The organism is Pseudomonas sp. NPDC087346, assembly GCF_044744235.1.
Taxonomy (GTDB): Bacteria; Pseudomonadota; Gammaproteobacteria; order Pseudomonadales; family Pseudomonadaceae; genus Aquipseudomonas.
Genome location: NZ_JBIUXX010000007.1, coordinates 54,370 through 72,749, shown reverse-complemented (window position 1 = coordinate 72,749; position 18,380 = coordinate 54,370). Strand labels below are relative to the sequence as shown.

At 61.2% G+C, this 18,380-nt stretch carries 15 protein-coding genes; 3 read left to right on the top strand and 12 right to left on the bottom strand.

Features of this window, described 5'->3' with window-relative positions; translation table 11 throughout:
* Positions 1-63 precede the first annotated feature (63 nt).
* From ACIOZM_RS06325 to ACIOZM_RS06305, 5 genes are read right to left on the bottom strand one after another with little or no spacing between them, the layout of a single operon-like run.
* On the bottom strand, positions 64-1,506 hold the full coding sequence (locus tag ACIOZM_RS06325; protein ID WP_401210825.1) for an efflux transporter outer membrane subunit: 1,443 nt from the start codon (positions 1,504-1,506) through the stop codon (positions 64-66).
* A complete protein-coding gene (locus ACIOZM_RS06320) occupies positions 1,503-2,405 on the bottom strand; it encodes an efflux RND transporter periplasmic adaptor subunit (protein ID WP_401210822.1) in 903 nt (300 codons plus the stop codon). The genes ACIOZM_RS06325 and ACIOZM_RS06320 overlap by 4 nt, the downstream gene beginning before the upstream one ends.
* Positions 2,402-2,611, bottom strand: coding sequence for a DUF1656 domain-containing protein (locus ACIOZM_RS06315; RefSeq protein ID WP_027611129.1), 210 nt, complete (start codon positions 2,609-2,611; stop codon positions 2,402-2,404). Before ACIOZM_RS06315 ends, ACIOZM_RS06320 begins: the two co-directional genes overlap by 4 nt.
* Entirely contained in the window at positions 2,608-4,671 is a 2,064-nt protein-coding gene (locus ACIOZM_RS06310) for an FUSC family protein (protein WP_401210819.1), read from the bottom strand. The genes ACIOZM_RS06315 and ACIOZM_RS06310 overlap by 4 nt, the downstream gene beginning before the upstream one ends.
* Positions 4,668-5,096 (bottom strand): MarR family winged helix-turn-helix transcriptional regulator, encoded by a 429-nt coding sequence (locus ACIOZM_RS06305; protein ID WP_401210816.1) that lies wholly within the window; start codon positions 5,094-5,096, stop codon positions 4,668-4,670. The genes ACIOZM_RS06310 and ACIOZM_RS06305 overlap by 4 nt, the downstream gene beginning before the upstream one ends.
* Positions 5,097-5,297: 201 nt before the next feature.
* Between ACIOZM_RS06305 and ACIOZM_RS06300 the strand changes: the two genes are divergently transcribed.
* A complete protein-coding gene (locus ACIOZM_RS06300; RefSeq protein ID WP_401210814.1) occupies positions 5,298-5,576 on the top strand; it encodes an antitoxin of toxin-antitoxin stability system in 279 nt (92 codons plus the stop codon).
* Between the two features lie 65 nt (positions 5,577-5,641).
* Here the strand turns inward: ACIOZM_RS06300 and ACIOZM_RS06295 are convergent, their stop codons facing one another.
* Both ACIOZM_RS06295 and ACIOZM_RS06290 read right to left on the bottom strand, forming a co-directional pair.
* Positions 5,642-5,887: a DUF2789 domain-containing protein gene (locus tag ACIOZM_RS06295; RefSeq protein WP_401210811.1), complete on the bottom strand. Its 246-nt coding sequence runs from the start codon at positions 5,885-5,887 to the stop codon at positions 5,642-5,644.
* Positions 5,888-6,009: 122 nt separating this feature from the next.
* Positions 6,010-6,477: an aminoacyl-tRNA deacylase gene (locus ACIOZM_RS06290; protein WP_401210808.1), complete on the bottom strand. Its 468-nt coding sequence runs from the start codon at positions 6,475-6,477 to the stop codon at positions 6,010-6,012.
* A 188-nt stretch (positions 6,478-6,665) separates the two neighbouring features.
* Between ACIOZM_RS06290 and ACIOZM_RS06285 the strand changes: the two genes are divergently transcribed.
* Positions 6,666-7,196 (top strand): NfeD family protein, encoded by a 531-nt coding sequence (locus ACIOZM_RS06285; RefSeq protein ID WP_401210805.1) that lies wholly within the window; start codon positions 6,666-6,668, stop codon positions 7,194-7,196.
* A 2-nt stretch (positions 7,197-7,198) separates the two neighbouring features.
* Positions 7,199-7,957 carry a slipin family protein gene (locus tag ACIOZM_RS06280; RefSeq protein WP_401210803.1) on the top strand — a complete coding sequence of 253 codons (759 nt, stop codon included), beginning with the start codon at positions 7,199-7,201 and terminating at the stop codon, positions 7,955-7,957.
* 99 nt (positions 7,958-8,056) lie between these two features.
* On the opposite strand, the gene ACIOZM_RS06275 is transcribed toward ACIOZM_RS06280, so the two are convergent.
* The 5 genes from ACIOZM_RS06275 to ACIOZM_RS06255 are packed head-to-tail and all read right to left on the bottom strand — an operon-like array spanning position 8,057 to position 18,378.
* On the bottom strand, positions 8,057-9,049 hold the full coding sequence (locus ACIOZM_RS06275) for a sulfotransferase family protein (RefSeq protein WP_401210800.1): 993 nt from the start codon (positions 9,047-9,049) through the stop codon (positions 8,057-8,059).
* Positions 9,037-9,822 carry an aspartyl/asparaginyl beta-hydroxylase domain-containing protein gene (locus ACIOZM_RS06270; RefSeq protein ID WP_401211043.1) on the bottom strand — a complete coding sequence of 262 codons (786 nt, stop codon included), beginning with the start codon at positions 9,820-9,822 and terminating at the stop codon, positions 9,037-9,039. The genes ACIOZM_RS06275 and ACIOZM_RS06270 overlap by 13 nt, the downstream gene beginning before the upstream one ends.
* Positions 9,819-10,424: an adenylyl-sulfate kinase gene (gene cysC / locus ACIOZM_RS06265; protein ID WP_401210797.1), complete on the bottom strand. Its 606-nt coding sequence runs from the start codon at positions 10,422-10,424 to the stop codon at positions 9,819-9,821. Before cysC ends, ACIOZM_RS06270 begins: the two co-directional genes overlap by 4 nt.
* A complete protein-coding gene (locus tag ACIOZM_RS06260) occupies positions 10,408-11,922 on the bottom strand; it encodes a TolC family protein (protein ID WP_401210795.1) in 1,515 nt (504 codons plus the stop codon). Before ACIOZM_RS06260 ends, cysC begins: the two co-directional genes overlap by 17 nt.
* Before the next feature lie 48 nt (positions 11,923-11,970).
* Positions 11,971-18,378 carry an Ig-like domain-containing protein gene (locus ACIOZM_RS06255; RefSeq protein WP_401210792.1) on the bottom strand — a complete coding sequence of 2,136 codons (6,408 nt, stop codon included), beginning with the start codon at positions 18,376-18,378 and terminating at the stop codon, positions 11,971-11,973.
* Positions 18,379-18,380: the final 2 nt, after the last annotated feature.

Sequence of the window (18,380 nt, the reverse complement as noted above, 5' to 3'; positions counted from 1 at the left end):
TCTGCGTTGAAAAGGCGCCTTGCTCGGGGCGCCCTTCCAACACTTCAAAGCATAGCAACGGCCTCAGGGTTTGCCGGGGTTTGACGCTTGCGTTCGTCCGCTTTCCCAACCGCCGCCGAGGGCGAGGAACAAATCGATCTGGCTCATCGCAACCTGGGTGTTGGCAGCGGCCAGTTGCGCGGTCACGTCGGTGTAAGTGCGAGTGGCCTGAAGGTCGGCCAGAAACGACTCGCGACCCGCCTGGAAGAAGCGGTGCGTCTGGTCTGCCGCCAGTTTCGCCGACTGTTCGGCATCGGCCAGCGCATCACGGCGTTGCAGCAACGCGGTGTACTGCGCCAGACCGGTCTGGGTTTCACGAATGGCGTTGAGCACCACGCCATCGAAATGCGCGAGCGAAGCCTGGGTGTTCGCTTCGGCTTCATGGATTCGCGCCCGGGCGCCGTTGGTCGGCACCTTCCAGCTCAGCGACGGGCCAAAGCCCCAGCGGTTGGTCGAAGGGTCGCCGAGGTCGGAGATGATGCCGACGGTGCCGATGGTCGCGCCGATGCTGATGTCGGGGTACAACTCGCCAGTGGCGACGCCGATTCCGGCAGTCGCGGCAGCCAGACGGCGTTCGGCCTGGCGAATGTCAGGGCGACGCTTGAGCAACGCAGCGCCATCACCCACCGGCACCAGTTGCGCGATTTTCGGCAGTTCGGCGCAGGTCGCCGTGCCTGCCGGCAATTGATCGACCGGTTTCGCCAGCAGCATCGACAGACGGAACAACCCGGCCTGACGCGCCGCTTCATAACGCGGCATGTCGGCGCGCAGGGATTTGAATTGGGTTTGCGAACGGGTGACCTGGGTTTCATCACCGCGCCCGGCATCGCGCAGACGCTGGATCAACGTGGTGCCCTGCTGTTGCAGGTCGAGGGAATGCTGGGCAATTTCCCGCTCTTCGTTGGCCGCACACACCTGGGTGTAAGCGCGGACCACGTCCGCCACCAACGTGATGCGTGCGGTATCAGCGGCTGCCTGAGTCGCATCAGCGTTGGCCTTCGCGCCTTCGATGCCGCGTTGCAAAGTGCCCCACAGGTCAAACTGGTACGAAGCGCTGATGCCGATATCGCCGACATTGGCCACCGGCACTTTCTCCGGCAGCAAATACGCCTGACCTGATTCCTGCAAACGCTGGGCGCCCATCTTCACGCCGGCACTCCAGCCGCCGGCAGCTTCAGCCTCGTCGACTTGGGCGCGAGCCCGTTGCAGGTTGGCTGCGGCGACGCGCAAATCGGTATTGGAAGCCATGGCCTGCTGCACCAGTTGATCCAGACGCGGGTCCTGATACAGCCGCCACCAGTCCGCCGGCACTGGCGCCGAAACCACCGGTTTGCCTTCTACCGCCAGATCGCCTTGAAAGTCCGAGCGGTTCACCGCGGATTTTTCCGGCAAGTGGTAATCCGGGCCGACCATCTGACAGGCCGACAACATCAGACCCAACCCGGCGATCATCAGCGCCCTGCTCATTGCGCGGGCTCCTGCTTGCGGTTGTCGGTTGGCTGATCGTCGATGATCGACACGGTCGCGGTGCGCCCGGCAATCATGCGGAAGTCTTCCGGCACATCATCAAAGGCAATGCGCACCGGAATCCGCTGGGCCAGCCGCACCCAGCTGAACGCCGGGTTGACGTTGGGCAGCAGGTTGTTGCCGCTGGTACGGTCGCGGTCTTCGATACCGGCGACGATGCTTTCGACATGCCCGCGCAGCTTCGCCCGGTCACCGATCACGCGGATGTCCACGGACTGGCCGACATGGATGCCGTCGAGTTTGGTTTCTTCGAAATAGCCATCGATGTGGAAGGAGTTGCTATCGACCACCGACAGCACCGCGCGGCCGGCCGTGACGAACTCTTGAACACGCGGCGCCCGGTCGTTGACGTAGCCATCGACTGGACTGCGGATCACCGAGCGGTCGAGGTTGAGCTGCGCGCTGTCCACCGTCACCAGCGATTCCGCCAGCGCCGATTGCGCACGAGCCACCTTCGACTGGCTTTCTTCCAGCTGCTCGGCCGGCACCAGGTTACCGAGGCCACGGTTACGCTTGGCTTCACGCTGGGCCTGAGCGAGGGTTTCTTCGCGGTCGGCCACGGCAGCCTTGGCCTGACGCAGGGCCAGTTTGAAACGGTCCTGGTCGATGCTGAACAGCACCTGCCCGCGTTTCACCAACTGGTTGTCCTTGACCTCGACCTGCTGGATCAGCCCGGAAACGTCCGGCGCGATCTGCACGACATCGGCACGAATATGGCCGTCGCGAGTCCACGGCGCGAACATGTAATACATCACCATGCGCCAGACGAGGACGACGGCGAAAGTCACGATCAGCAGGGTCAGTACCACGCGACCGATAGTCAAAAACGGTTTTTTCATGTCATCAGGTATCGACTGAGTGAGTCCACGCCGTACAGAAGCACGGCGTAGAGCGCCACGTTGAACAATGCCCGGTGCCAGACCAGACGGTAAAAGTGCAGGCGCGTCAGCACGCCATGCACCAACAAAAACAGCACATAAGTGATGCCCATCAACACCAGCAAGGTCGGCAGGAAGATGCCGCTGATGTCCAGATCACCGATCATAGGGGCGCTCCATCGGGCAGCGGTTCTTCGGGCTCGGCGCTGGAAACGAATTCAACGCCGGGCAACAGCGCCAGACGCAAACCGCTCAAGGCGTGCAACAGGTGTAGACGGGTTTCCTCGTCGCCGTGACCATTGAGCGCACGGCGCGTGCGGTCCATGGTCATCAGCAACGCGCTCGGCGCTGGCAAGCGTTCGCCGGCCTTGAGACAGGCGCGGAAATACTCGCCGACTTCCGCGACTACTTGCTGCAACAGCGTCTTCGGCACGCCGGTCACACGCGGGGTGTAGGCGAGCAAGTCGAGCAAATTCAGGCCGACGCGTACTTCGCGCAAGGCGATGCCCGTGTCCTGCCCGGTCAGGGCCAGTCGTGGCAAGTGCTGCATCAGCCGGTCAAGCAGTTGCACGCCCAATTGCCGGTGTTCGGCGAGATTCGCCGGCTCGGTCATGTTGACGATGTCTTTCCAGCTGAAACGGGTGAGGCGCTTGGCCGCCAGTTCGGCGCCAAACGGACGCGCCACCAGCGTCCAGATGAACGCGAACAACAGGCCTATCGGCCCCGCCAGGTTGGAGTTGACGAAGGCAAAGAAGTCCGCGTCGTAAGCACCCTGAATGCTGATGAATGACGAGGTGTTGACCAGCGTCAGCAGCATGCCGAGGTAGAAACGCGGCTGCACCGTAAGGGTGCCGACGCAAATGAACGGGATGGCAAACGCCAGCACCAGCATCGGGAAATCGTGCAGGTTCGGCAGAATCAAAAACAGGTAGAGGCTGGCAAACAGCACCGACATCCCGGTCCAGAAAAAGAACCGGTAAATCTGCGGCGCCGGGTCGTCCATCGAGGCGAAGAAACTGCACGCCACTGCCGCCAGAATCACCGCGCTGCCGCCGTCCGGCCAGCCGAGCAGAATCCACAGCACCGAGGCGACAATGATCGCCAGAATGGTCGAGGCCACCGAGTAGAGCATCAGCCCACGGTCGATAAATGGCGTCAGGCGACCAAGGCGCCAGTGACGATACACCGCACGCCAGCTGTCCTGACGCTCGCAGAGAATCGCATCCTGCAGACTGCGGCAGTCCTGCCACAGATCGATGAATTCACCGAGGCGGTAAATCGAGTTGGAGAACAGCAGTTGCCTGCGATCCTCCAGCGCTTCGGTACTCGGTTGCAGGGCTTCGAGTTGGTCTTTCAGCGCTTGCCAGCGATCAAGATCGGCGTCCTGATGGGAAAGCCATTCACGGGTCGCAGTCAGCAGCGGAGCGAATTTTTCCACCAGTTCCGGGGTACGCCGTTCGAGGGCGTAGAGCGAGTCTTCGAGAGCATCGATCACCGGCAGCAGGTGGATCATGCGCCCGCGCAATTCCTTGGTATTGCGCACGGTTTGCGGTCGCGAACCTTCGTGCGGCAACTGGCCGATCATCAATTCGAGGCTGTTGAAACTGGCAACCATGGCCATGCGCAGTGCGGTGACTTCTTCGGGCTGCACATCACGGCCGAGAAACTTCAGGCTGTAGCTCGTCGCGTCGGCGAACCACTTGCCCACGCCATCGTTGAACACCGGCGCCAGACGCCTTGGCCAGAACATCGCGCCGACCACCGCGGCAACGGCAATGCCGAGGAAAATCTCTTCGGTCCGCGCTTCCGCCACGTCCCACACATTCAGCGGGTTATCCACCACCGGCAAGGCAATCAGCGGCAAGGTGTAACCGGCGAGCATCAACGCGTAGCTGTTGGCGGTGCGCAAATGCAGGGACAGAAACAGCAGAATCCCCGTCCACAGCGCAATCACCACCACCAATACATACGGGCTCTGGACGAACATCGGCACGAAAAAAACCGCCGCCGCAGCGCCGAGAAAGGTACCAATTGCACGATACAAGGCTTTGGAACTGGTCGGCCCGAGGAAGGGGCTGGAAACGATGTACACCGTGGCCATCGCCCAATACGGTCGCGGCATTTGCATGAGCAAGGCGATGTACAGCGCAATCATCGACGCTGCAAAAGTACGGACCCCGTAGAACCAGTCCCGGGCAGGCGGAATGCCGGAGAAAAAACCGTTCAAGGATTAACCACCGCTGGCGGATTGGCCGCCTCAAAAGCTTTCAGTACTCGAAGCGTAGCTTCCAGATCACTTTGGTCGATGCCTTCGAGCACTTCGTGACGCAGCCGCACCAGTTCGATTTCCACCGCCTGCACCAGCTCCCGACCGGTGTCGGTCAGGCTCAGGCACTTGGCCCGGCGATCCTGCGCATCTTCAGTGCGGCAAACGTAACCGGCGTGGCACAACTGATCGAGCAGGCGCACCAGCGACGGACTTTCCATCCCGGCCGCCTGCGCCACCGTCACCTGCCGCACACCCTCACCCAAACGCCCGATCATCAAGAGCGGGACGGCACAGGCTTCGGAGATTCCATAATTGACCAGCGTGGTCTGGCAGATCTTCCGCCAATGCCTGGCGGCCACCACCATGGCACTGCTGATATTCATCTGGAGAGCGTCGAGGTTATTCGGCACGGGACAACACACACTGTTAGTTTGCTAACTATCAATATCGCATTGGAGGGGATTTTCAGTCAAGTTTTGAAACAAATCTACCCGTCGGTCGCAAGTAGCAATCCTGAATATCTAATTGCGTATCTACAATGTATATACCACGTCAGTATCCATCCTTTTTCCAAGGAGCCGAAAATGTCGAAGCAAGCCGTTTTCACAATGAAACTTGAGCCGGAACTGCGCGAGCAGTTTATGGCTGAAGCGGAGGCATCACACCGTCCTGCGTCGCAGATTGTGCGAGAAATGATGCGTCAGTTTGTTCAGACTCAACAGGAAGCTCGTGAGTATGAAATATTTTTACAGCGCAAGGTCGACATAGCCCGGGAGTCAATGCGGGCGGGTGATGGCCTGTCCAATGAGGAAGTTGAAGCACAATTCGCCGCCAGGCGCAGGCGGGCAGAAAATCAAGAATGAAGATTATCTGGACTCCAGCCGCCGCACAGGATCGTGCACAGATTTGGGATTACCTGCATGCACAATTACCCCGCCCGCCCTTTACGCAACAATACATTCAACTCATCCACCACCTCCGCCCAATCGGCATCCTCCAGAATTTCATCGCGCAAAAACTCGGCCTGACTTTTCGTCCAGAAAAACGCGTCTGCCAGGTGCAGTTCGGGTTTCAGCGGGGAATGGGTGGCGATGAATTGCTCGATGCTGACCGGGTCGTCGTCGAGGCCGAGTTGTTTGAACAGGGAGGGCAAGCTGTGGGTTGGCTGTTGCATGTTGGGCTCCTTGAAGTAAGTGGTGTGTGGAAGATTATTCGCGAGCAAGCTCGCTCCCACAGGTTTAACGCGATCTCCTGTGGGAGCGTGGCTTGCCCGCGATGGCGTCAGCTCAGGCGCCATCAAATCTGATGACTCAACTCCCGCACCTCGGCATGCGGCACCATTTTCAGAAACTCGGGCATGCTCATGTGCAGCAGATAGTTATGGGTGCCGGCTTCCAGATAGATGTCTTGCTGCCGCGTCAGCAGCGGGTCGATAACCATGTCCAGACCATAGGAATCGCCCAGAGGCGGCACCGCGCCGCGTTCACAGTCGTCGAAGATATGCGGCAGATTGCTTTCGCGGGTCAGTTGCCATTCACCGCCGTTGCGCACTTTGCTCAAGTCCAGGTGCCGACTGGCCGGCAGCACCGCCATCAGGTAATGCCCATGGTGGTCATCGAGGATTACCGATTTGGCTACTCGCTCGGCGGGAACCCCGGCGACCCGCGCTGTCTCCAGGCTGCTCGCCGAGTGTCGGTGGGCGACGATGTCATATTCGCAATGCGCCCGGTTCAGGCTGCTTTGGACCTTTTTTGCCATACGCATGATGCACCTCGATGTTCGGCGAGACGCTGCCCGCAGAACGTTGTTGCTGTTTCCCAGAGTCTAGTTCGGCAGACCGCCAGCGAACGGAATTCCGCTCACCGGACACATCCGCACATTGATCAAAATTCATCCAGGCGCAGCCTCAACTAGACTGAAAGAACTACCCCACGACTCTCCCGGAGGGTCACGTGAACAGCCGTTGTTGTGCGTTTGTCCTGTTACTGCTGGCGAGTGGCTCGGCCTTCGCCGCTGACGCCTCGATTGCATCAGTGAACCCGGTCGGTCTGTGGCTGATTACCTTGGGCATCGTTTTTCTGATTGCCGAAGCTGCGCTGCCGAATTACGGCGTGATCGGTCTGGGCGGGATCATCATGTTCGTGATCGGCGCACTGATTCTGAGCAATGCCGAATTGCCGGTGCCGATGATGATTGGTCTGGGCCTGATCAGCGCCCTGCTGCTGATTGCACTGCTGGTCCGCGCCTTGAAAACCCGGCCGCGACACGCAGTCAGTGGCGATGCCGGCCTGCTCGGCAGCGTGACGCCAATTACCACCGTGCAACCGGGTGACGCGCGTAACGGCTGGGTGCAACTTCAAGGTGAACGCTGGCAAGTGCTCAGCGCCACACCGCTGCAAACCGGGCAATCGGTGCGCGTGGTGGGTCGCAAGGGATTGTTGCTGCAAGTGGCCGCGGCTGACGCGGCGCCGCTCGGAGAGTGATCATGGGTCTGCAAATCGGTTTTGTTGCACTGCTGTTTCTGGTGATAGCCCTGGCGGGTTCGACGTTCCGCATCCTGCGCGAATATGAACGGGGCGTGGTGTTCCAGCTCGGACGTTTCTGGCAGGTCAAAGGCCCGGGGCTGATCCTGCTGATTCCGGTGGTGCAGCAAATGGTCCGGGTCGATCTGCGCACCGTGGTGCTCGACGTGCCGCCGCAGGATGTGATCACCCGCGATAACGTCTCGGTGAAGGTCAACGCAGTGCTGTATTTCCGCGTGCTCGACCCGCAGAAGGCGATCATTCAGGTGGAAGACTTTCTCTCGGCCACCAGCCAACTGGCGCAGACCACGTTGCGCGCGGTGCTCGGCAAACATGAACTGGACGAGCTGCTGGCAGAACGCGAACAGCTGAACATCGATATCCAGCAGGTGCTCGACGCGCAGACCGATGCCTGGGGCATCAAGGTCGCCAACGTCGAAATCAAGCACGTCGATCTCAACGAATCGATGGTTCGTGCCATCGCCAAACAGGCCGAGGCTGAACGTGAACGCCGGGCCAAGGTGATCCATGCCGAAGGCGAATTGCAGGCTTCGGAAAAACTCATGCAGGCCGCAGAAATGCTCGGCCGCCAACCCGGCGCCATGCAGTTGCGCTACATGCAGACTTTGACTTCGATTGCCGGTGACAAGAGCTCGACGATTGTCTTTCCATTGCCGATTGAGCTGCTCAAGGGCATGGCGGATTTATCCGGCAAGTCCTGACACTGATACCTGTGGCGAGGGAGCTTGCTCCCGCTGGACTGCGAAGCAGGCCCGAAACCATTCAACCGAGTTTGTTCCGGGTTACCTGATCGCTTGGATTTACGACTGCTTTGCAGCCGAGCGGGAGCAAGCTCCCTCGCCACAAATAGTATCGATGCGGAAAATTTCCAGCGCTTCATAGGGTGCCTGCGCGCAGTTTTGCACTCGCGTCTGCAACAGCGCCGACGCCTCACGCCGCTTGTCTTCGCCATCGGCGACAAACACCTGCGACGGCTGTTTTGCATGCCGACCAGTCGTCGCAAACACTTGCTGGCGCTGTTCGGCACTCAGGCCGAAAAACTCCGCCAATCGCCCGCCCATCGCCTCTGGCAACTCGCTGTAATTCACCACCATCCCGCCCGAATCACGACAGTGCGCCAGCCCCGCTTCGAGCAAACGCCCGAGGCGCCGAGCGATGAAATCTTCGCGTCCTTCAAACGGCAATCCATCCTCCAGAACACCGTCGCCGAGCATGCCCGGCACCATGTGCATGCCCGGACGACGCAGGTGCGAAACGGCGATTTCCAGCGGATCGCGATAGACGAACAGCCACGGAGTGTCAGGGAAGCATTCACGCAACAACGGCCATTCACCGATGTTCCAGGCATCAAGCTTGATCACCAGGCGTTGCTGGTTACCGCCCCGCCGCTGCCCGTAGGCCGAGAGCAATCCGCTGATGGCCGACAGTCGTTCAGCGGCGGGCAAATCACTGCGTAGCAAGGCATCGAGCGGCGGCGGTTCCGAGACGACGATGTGATCGTCGAGCCCGGCGAGCATCTGGCTGATCAGCGTCGAGCCACAGCGCGAGGCGTGCAGGATGAAAGCGCTCGGTGCCAGTCCGGGGCTTTGTGCCTGCCATTCGGCCAGTGCCGATAGCGGCGTTTGCCGACGGAACGCCTGATTGAATGGTAGACGCAACGCGTCTTCCACCGCATCGCGGAAAAACGGCTGATGCAACGGCAAATCGCCAAACCAGCACCAGTCAACCTGCCATTGTCCGGCGACCGGCCAGACACGAATCGGCAACCAGCCGTGCAGATTCAAGCGCTCCATTGTTCATTCCATTGCCGACGACCATTGCGCATCGCGGCACGCAGTTCTTCGCGGGAAAATGCCATTCCCCGCTCAGCGGCCAGCTCCAGGGTTCGCGAGATGAACTGTTCAGGATCGGGCAGTACCTGCAAGATCGCCGATAGCGCAGGGTCAGTAGCGACCGCGCGCTGAAAACGTTGCAGCGCTGTTTCGATCCGTTGTGCTTGTGGGGTGCTTGGCAGACCGTCGGCGATCATCCGCTCCAGCCACTCGCCGGGCCGACAATCGAGCACCAGATGAACCCGCAGCGACGTATCGCGATTATCCACGCGATGCGGTCGGGCGAGATCGAGAAACCAGCACTCCCCGGCCTGCATCGGGATTTTTTCACCGTCGAGCCAGAAGTCCACTTCGGGCGGGCTGAGCAGCGGAATATGCAGGCGCAGATCGGCATCCGGGCCATCAAGATCGTAATCGCGATGTTCGTGAATCTGCGCGCCCGGCGCCAACCGCAACAGCCGCGCACTGACGATTTCCAGCGGCAGATCACGCAAGCCGGTTTGCCAGCGCTCGTTCAGCCGCCAAGGTGCGCGGTGCAGCGGTTCACCACGTCCGGGCGACAACTCGGTCAACGCGTCGCTCGCAGAAATCAGCGCGACACCGCTCCAGTCACCGGTGAAGTACCCGGCATTGAAATGGCTGCGCCAGGCATCGTCGGCAATCGCCGTCAGCGCTTGCAGCAATAGCGGCAGATCCACCGACACCGGCAAACGCGAATACGCCGGGCGGTTCATGCCTTTGGCAACACTGAACATTCACCGAGCCAGGTCAGCAATCGATCAAGGCACGCCTCAACCGATTGCCCGCCGGTATCGAGGACCAACGCAGCTTGTGCCGGAGCTTCATAAGGCGCCGAGACGCCGGTAAACCCCGGCAACTCACCACGCCGCGCCCGACCGTAATGCCCTTTGGGATCGCGTTGCTCACAGACCGCCAGCGATGCACTGCACCAGACTTCGCGATAATCCTCGCCCAGCCGTTGAGCGAAGATTTCCCGCAACTGCGCCAGCGGCGCGATCATCGCCAGAATCACAATGTGGCCGTTTTCCACCAGCAGCGCCGCCAGTTCGCTGGCGCGGCGAATGTTCTCCAGTCGATCCGCGTCGGTGAATCCCAGATCGCGATTCAACCCGGTGCGCAGGCTATCGCCGTCGAGCACCACACTCTGCAAACCGCGCTCGAACAGCTCGGCATGCAGCGCTTGGGCAAGCGTCGATTTGCCCGCCGCCGGCAGGCCGGTCAGCAGGATCGCCGCACCGCGATGGCCATTGCGGACCTCGCGTTGCGCACGGCTGATGCTGGCGACTGGCGCCAGTAGATTACTTGACCGCGGCATGCGCCACCGGCACCGAGATATCCCCCGCCGCCCACGCCGATTCGCGGTTGGCCAGCGCGGTCGCGATGGACTGCACTTCGGTCGACTGCACTTGATCCGGCAACGGATCGAGGCCGGCGCTGGCGAAGATCTGCCCGTAGGCGTTACGCAGATCAGCGTAAGACAAATCGCGACGCAGATCGGCCTGCAAGTTGTTCAACTCGCCCTGGATCAACTCCAGTTCGCCAATGCCGGCGGCCTGATGACGGTTGCGTAACTGGCCGACGATTTGCCCGTCAATGTCCGACAGTTGCTGGTTGGTCTTGAACTGACGCATCGCTTCCCGATAGTTGGCGTTGGCCACGTACAGTTGTGCCAACACCGCAATCGACATCGCCTGACGGCGCGCGGCAGCGACTTCTTCGCCAGCCTTGGCGACATTAATTGCCGCCGGAGCGGAGATCACGTTGAACAGGTTCCAGGTGACTTTCACCCCATAGTCAGCCCAGCCCTGCTCGACCAGAAACGAGTTGCTGTCGTAATGCCCACCAGCGGAGAACTCCAGACCCGGCAGCAGGCGCAGCATGGCCTTGCGGGTTTCGGCGGCGCTGATGCGGGTCTGGTAATCCTGCTCGCGCAGTTCCGGACGACTGGTCAGGGCTTCCTGTTCCAGTTTCGACAGATCGACCTTGAGCTCCGGGATCTGATAACCGTCGTCGGTGGCCAGGGTCAGGTTGGTGCCCAGCGGCAAGTTGATCAGCGTCGCCAGTTCGGTTTTTGCCAGCGACAAGGCGCGGCGCTGTTCTTCCAATTGACGCGTAGCTTCGATCAGCGAGCGTTGATAACCCAGCGATTGCACCGGGTCGCCGATGCGCTGATCGCTCATGCTCTGGCTGTTGTTGCGCGCCGTTTCGACCCGCGCCATCAGGCTGTCGATCTGCTTTAGCAGGCGTTCGGCGGCCATTGCTCGCCAATAGGCCGAGCGCACGTCCTGGACGATGGTGTTGATCACCTTGCGCCGACGTTCCTGAACGATCAGACGCTGGTCGCCCTGCTGCTTGGCGCTGATGTAGCTGACGCCGAAGTCGAGCACGTTCCACACCATGGTCAGGTCGGCGACATCACGGTCGCGATCCTGAGAGGTCGACGGTTCCAGGGACTGGGTGCCGGTGCGCACACTCTGGCTGCTGGAGGCGCTGACGTTGTTACGTCCGACGTAACCGGCATCCAGCGCCATACGCGGCAGCATGTCGAAGCTGGCGAGGTCGAGTTGCCGCTTGGCGAGTGCCTCTTCCATGATCTTCAAGCGGCCTTCGAGGTTGTACTTCACCGCACGGGCCATGGCCTGGTGCAGGGTCAGCGGACCGCTGAGCGGTTCCTGATCCTTGTACATGTTCTGCAGGTCGGTTCTGGCCCTCTGCTCACTGACGCTGCGCTCGATAGGATCGCTGGTGACTGCGCAACCGCTGATCGCCAGCGCCAGCAAGCTGGCGCCGAATAACTTCTGACTCTTCTTCATCCCTGGACCGCCCCTGGCTACCGCACCGTGTTAAGTAGTTTTGTTGGTTCAGGCCGATATTTCGCTGATACCGACCTGTTGCAATGCCGCCGCCAGGTCATCGACCCGGTGCTGTTCACTGTCCTTGAGTTGTTGCAGTTGCTGACCCAGCGTCGGTGCGCCAAATACTCCGCGCAGCCCCTGGGAAATATCGCCGCCCTTGATCGAGTGATGATCGAAGGCGTTCAACGCATCGCGATCGCTGTCGCTGCCCTGGTTGAACAGGCTCGACAGCGTACTGCTGCCAAACACCCCGCCATCGCCGCCGCCAAATCCGAGGAAGCCATGACCCGAGCCGTCGCCGTAGTTGCTGTCGGAGAACACCTGAGCAATGAAGCTCGGGCTCAGCGCGCCGTGGTTCATGAAGATGTCGCCCAGCGGCCGCAGGCCATCGCCGATTACTCGCTGCTCGAACAACGGAGCGAAGGTCAGCGGCGAACCGAGATCGCCGGTGGGCGGAGTGAAGATAATCGGTTGCAGCGGCACGTTAGGTTGCGGCGGCAAAACCACTGGATCGCCGGCACGGAATTCCGGATCGGGCGGCACCACCACAATCGGTGAGGTCGGCGTCGATGGCGGAACAATCGGCGGCACGGTGTTGATCGCGTAGTTGCCGGACTGACTCGTGCCACTGCCGCTGTTGCCTGACTGATCACTGACCCCGGCACTGTTGACGCTGATCGCGTTGCTGGTGCTGCTGACGTTGGCGTTCGGCGTCAGGGTCGCGGTCCAGGTTTTGCCACCGTCACTGCTGCTCAGGTTCGACAGCGTGCCGTTGGCCACATTGATGTCGGCCAGATCAAATCCGCTGACGGCTTCGTTGAAGGTGATCGTCACCGGCGAAGTCTGGCCGAGACCCAGATTCGGATTGCCGATGACGACAGTCGCAGTCGGTCGTTCACTGTCGATCGCGTAGTTGTTCGACACCGTCACGGTGTTGCCGGTGTTGCCTGCCAGGTCGGTGACGTTGCTGGTGTCCAGCGCGATGAAGTTGCTCGGGTCGGTGACATTGGCGGTCGGGGTGAACGTCGCGGTCCAGGTCTTGCCGCCGTCGCTGCTGCTCAGATTGCTCAGATCACCGTTGGTCACGCTCAGATCAGACAGATCGAAGTTGCTCACCGTCTCGCTGAAAGTGAAGGTCACCTGCGTGGTCTGGCCGATACCGATGTGCGGGTTGGCGACCACGATATTCACGGTCGGCCGGGTCGCATCCAGTATGTAGTTGTTGGAAATGGCGATGCTGGCGCCAGCGTTTCCGGCGAGGTCCTGCACACCCGAAGTGTCGAGCACGATCAGGTTGGTCGTGTCGTTGACGTTGGCGGTCGGGGTCAGCGTGGCAGTCCAGGTCTTGCCGCCGTCACTGCTGAGCAGGTTCGACAACGCACCGTTGGCGACACTGATATCCGACAGATCGAAGCCACTGACCGCTTCACTGAAAGTGATGGTCACCGTGGTGGTTTCACCGATACCCAAACGATTGTCGGCAACCACGATGGTCGCGGTCGGCAGCGCGGTGTCGATGGCGAAGTTGTTCGAATCGGTGGTGCCCACGCCCGCGTTGCCCGAGGCGTTGGTCACGCCGCTGTTGTCGAGGACAATCAGGTTAGTGGTGTCGGTGATGTTGCTGGTCGGCGTGAAATTTGCCGTCCAGGTAACGCCGCCGTCGCTCGACGAAAGGTTGCTCAGCGTGCCGTTGGCGACGGTCAGGTCGGCTGTGGTGAAACCGCTGACGGCCTCGCTGAAGGTGATGGTCACCAGTGAGGATTCGCCTGCTTTCAACGCGGTGTCCGCGACAACGATGGTCGCAGTCGGCACCTCGGTATCGACCTGATAATTGCTCGAATTGGTGGTGCCAGTGCCGGTATTGCCGGCCAGATCACTGATGCCAGCGTTATTGAGGACGATCAGGTTGGTCGCGTCGGTAACGCCGATGGTCGGCGTGAACGTGGCGGTCCAGGTGATGCCGCCGTCACTCGATGTCACGTTGCTCAACGTGCCATTGGCGACGCTCAGATCGGAGTTGTCGAAACCGGTCACGGCCTCGCTGAAGGTGATGGTCACCAGCGCCGTTTCGCCGGGCCGCAGGTCATTGTCGCTGATGACGATAGTCGCAGTCGGACGCTGACTGTCGATCACATAATTGTTCGAGTCGGTGGTGCCGCTGCCGGCGTTGCCAGCCACATCGGCGATGCCGGTGTTGTCCAGAGTGATCAGATTGCTGGTGTCGGTGATGCCGACCGTCGGGGTGAAGGTCGCGGTGAATGTGATGTTGTCCGAGGTGGTCAGCCCGGACAATGTGCCGTTGGCTACGGTCAGGTCAGCCTGAGTGAGTCCGCTCACCGCTTCGCTGAAAGTAATGGTCACTGTGGTGGTCTGGCCAACTCCCAGCGCCGTATCGGCAACCACGATGGTCGCGGTCGGACGCTGGGTGTCGATGGCGTAACTGTTGGAGTTGGTGGTGCCGCTGCCGGCATTGCCTGATGCATTCTGCACGCCGCTGTTGTCGAGGGTGATCACGTTGGTGGCGTCAGTGATGCTGGTCGTTGGAGTAAACGTTGCGGTCCAGGTAATCCCGCCGTCACTGCTGCTTACCGCGGTCAAAGTGCCGTTGGCGATGGTCAGGTCAGCGTTGGTGAAACCGGTGACCGCCTCGCTGAAGGTGATAGTGACCAGCGAGGTCTCACCAATGTTCAGCGCATTGTCGGCGACCACAATGGTCGCGGTCGGCAACACGGTGTCGATGGTGTAGTTGCCGGAATTGGTGGTCCCGGCGCCCGCATTGCCCGCAAGGTCAGCGATGCCGGCATTGGCGAGGGTAATCACGTTGGTGGCATCGTTGACGCCCACCGCCGGGGTGAACGTTGCGGTCCAGGTAATGCCGCCGTCGCTGCTGCTTACCGCGCTCAGCGTGCCGTTGGCAATCGTCAGGTCGGCGTTGGTGAAACCGCTCACCGCTTCGCTGAAGGTGATGGTCACCAGCGAAGTTTCACCGGCGCTCAGGGTTGGATCGGCGAGCACGATGGTTGCGGTCGGGCGTTGCGTGTCGATGCTGTAGTTGTTCGACGTAGTGGTGCCGCTGCCGGCGTTGCCGGCCAGATCGGCAATGCCGGTGTTATCCAGCGTCACCACGTTGGTGGCGTCATTGATGGCGGCTGACGGGGTAAAAGTTGCCGTCCAGGTAACGCCGCCGTCAGCACTGCTCACCGCCGTCAGCGAGCCGTTGGCAATCGTCAGGTCAGCGTTGGTGAAACCGCTCACCGCTTCGCTGAAGGTGATGGTTACCTGCGATGAATCGCCGATTTTCAGGTTGCTTTGCGCGAACACGATAGTCGAGGTCGGGCGCTGGGTGTCGACTGCGTAGTTGTTCGAATTTGTGGTGCCGGCGCCGGCATTTCCTGACAGGTCAGCGACACCAGTGTTGTCCAGCGTGATGACGTTGGTGGTGTCGGTGATGTTGGAGGTTGGCGTGAAGGTTGCCGTCCAGGTGATGCCACCGTCTGCGCTGCTCACCGCCGTCAGCGTGCCGTTGGCGAGTGTCAGGTCAGCGTTGGTGAAACCGCTGACAGCCTCGCTGAAGGTGATCGTGACCAGTGAGGTTTCACCGATTTTCAGCGCGGTGTCGGCGACCACGATAGTGGCGCTCGGCGGGGCGGTGTCGATCACATAATTGTTCGAGTCGGTGGTGCCCGCTCCCGCATTACCGGCCAGGTCTGTCACTCCAGCATTGTTCAGAGTGATCAGGTTAGTGGCGTCGTTGACGCTGCTGTTGGGGGTAAACGTTGCTGTCCAGGTGATCCCGCCATCAGCGCTGGTGACCGCGGTCAGCGTGCCGTTGGCAATCGTCAGATCAGCGTTGGTAAACCCGCTGACCGCTTCGCTGAAGGTGATGGTCACCAGCGAGGTTTCGCCGATGATCAGATTGTTGTCGGCGACCACCACGGTCGCGGTCGGGCGCACGGTATCGACGACGTAATTGGCTGAATTGGTGCTGCCCGTGCCGGCGTTGCCGGCCAGATCGGCAACACCGGTGTTGTCCAGCGTCACCACGTTGGTGGCGTCATTGATGTTGCTGGTCGGCGTGAAAGTCGCTGTCCAGGTAATGCCGCCATCGGCACTGCTTACCGCCGTCAGCGTGCCGTTGGCAATGGTCAGATCGGCGTTGGTAAAACCGGTCACGGCTTCGCTGAAGGTGATGGTCACCAAAGAGGCGTCGCCTATCTTGAGTGCCGTATCGCCCATCGCGATGGTCGCAGTCGGACGGACTGTGTCGATCGCGTAGTTGTTGGAGTTGGTGGTGCCGACGCCCGCCACACCGTCAGAGACTGCGACCACGCCCGTGTTATCGAGGGTGATCAGGTTGGTGGTGTCAGTAATGCTATTGGTTGGTGTGAAAGTCGCGGTCCAGGTGATACCGCCATCGCTACTGGAAAGGCCCGTCAGCGTGCCGTTGGCAACCGTCAGGTCAGCAGTGGTGAAACCAGTCACTGCGCGACTGAAGGTGATGGTCACCAGTGACGATTCACCGATGGACAGGGCCGTATCGGCGACCACGATGGTTGCGGTCGGCGGTTCTACATAGGCGGTGTTGAGCGTGCCGCCATTGTTGAAAATCCCTGCCAGAGCACTCGGTGTATTGCCGGTCGAACCACCGTTCGAAAGGCCACCGCCACCACTGGCGGCGGCGTTGCCACTGATCGCGGCAAAGTTGCTCGCAGTAATCAGCACCACGCCGCCGTTGTTCCAGATCGCGCCGACGCCACGGCCACCGTCACCGCCGTTGGCGCCGTTGCTGCCAACGCCGCCGCCGCCACCACCGCCGCCACCGGCCGCGATATTGTTGCTGATCACCGAGGTGCCGATGATCTTCAAAGTGCCGCTCGACGCGTTGTAGATGCCGCCCGCCGCATTGGCACCGACGCCACCGACCTTGTCCCAACCCGAGCCGCCACCACCGCCGCCAATGGAAATCGTGCCATTGCTCGCCGTGCCACCATTCCCGCCGTGGCTGTAGCCGGCGCCGGCACTACCGCCGTTGCCGCCCACGCCACCCGTGCTGGTGCCGCCGCGACCACCCATGTCGGTAGGAGAGTAGCCGCCACCGTAACCTCCCGCGTTAGTGCTGCCAGCACCCCCTGCATAGGTCCCGGTGCCGGGGCCGGCAACACCGCCGTGACCGCCGACCTGCCCACCGATACCGCCACCGCCACCACCGCCGCCACCGACGTAGCCGCCGGTGACACCACCGCCACCGCCACCGCCGGAAGCGGCGTTGGCAGTTACCGTGACGTTATTCAGAGTGAGGATGCCGGCGTTGAAAATCCCGCCGCCCATGGCGCTCGCCGCCGCTGCGCCGCCGTTACCACCGGTAGCGGCCACCAGACCTCGGGTAATGACCAGACCGTCGAGGGTCACCGTGTTGCCGGAAGTGACTTCCACCACGCGGGTTTTGTATTGGCCGTCGAGCGTCACATCGGCCACGCCGTCGTTGTTCAAGTCGCCATCGACGGTAATGCTCTTGTTGATCAGCAGCTCAGAGGTGAGCTGGACGGTCATGCCGGAACTGAACGTGACAATGTCACCGTTCTGCGCCGACGCCAGTGCCGCGCGCAACGAGCCGACACCGGTATTGAGGTTGTTGGTCGCGGTCCAGGTGGCCAGGCCCCACTGATATTCGCTCATGGCTTTGGTCGAGAGCACGTTGGCGCTTTCGATGTTGCCGGTAGCGATCTCCAGATTCCAGTCGCCGCCGACCCCGGTGCGGTTGTTCGATGCTGCAATGTCGCGCCCGGTCAGTTGCGCCAGAGAGTCAACGAAACTCAGGCCGCGATCACCTTCGGCGGTGTAGCAGCCGTAGATCAGAATGTCGCCGCCGACGTTCATGTCCTTGCCGATTTCAGCGAGAACCGCGCTGCGTTGGGCGACGTTGTCGGCTGACAGATAGCTGTCACCCAGCCACAGATCGCCGGCATTGCCGTGAGCGATGATCTGCACCGAGCTGATGCCTTGATGGTGATCGAGATAGTCGGCGATCTGTTGCAGGCCGTCCTTGGTTGCATCGAGTTTGACCACTTGCGTGCCCGGCGCAACGCCCTGCAGCAGACTGTCGGCGTCCTTGACCCGGGAATCGACGAACACCACGCTCTGCCCCGGTACCGCGACGGGGCTGGCGGCCGGTGTGGCGTCAGCCTGACCGTGAGTGTCCTTGCTGACGCTCGGGTGATCGGCAGTCGGCGTCTTCGCTGCATCAGCGGCAGGATGGCTGTCGGCCTGGGCTGCCGTATCGGCCACGGTGGCTGCGACTGCGCCGTCGAACAGCATGCGCGGTTCCAGCGGCATGATCATCGGCGTGGCCAGCGAACGCCGGCCCTCGGTTGCCCGCGACTTTACCTTTGCACCGCCAAACAGGGTCCACCACATGT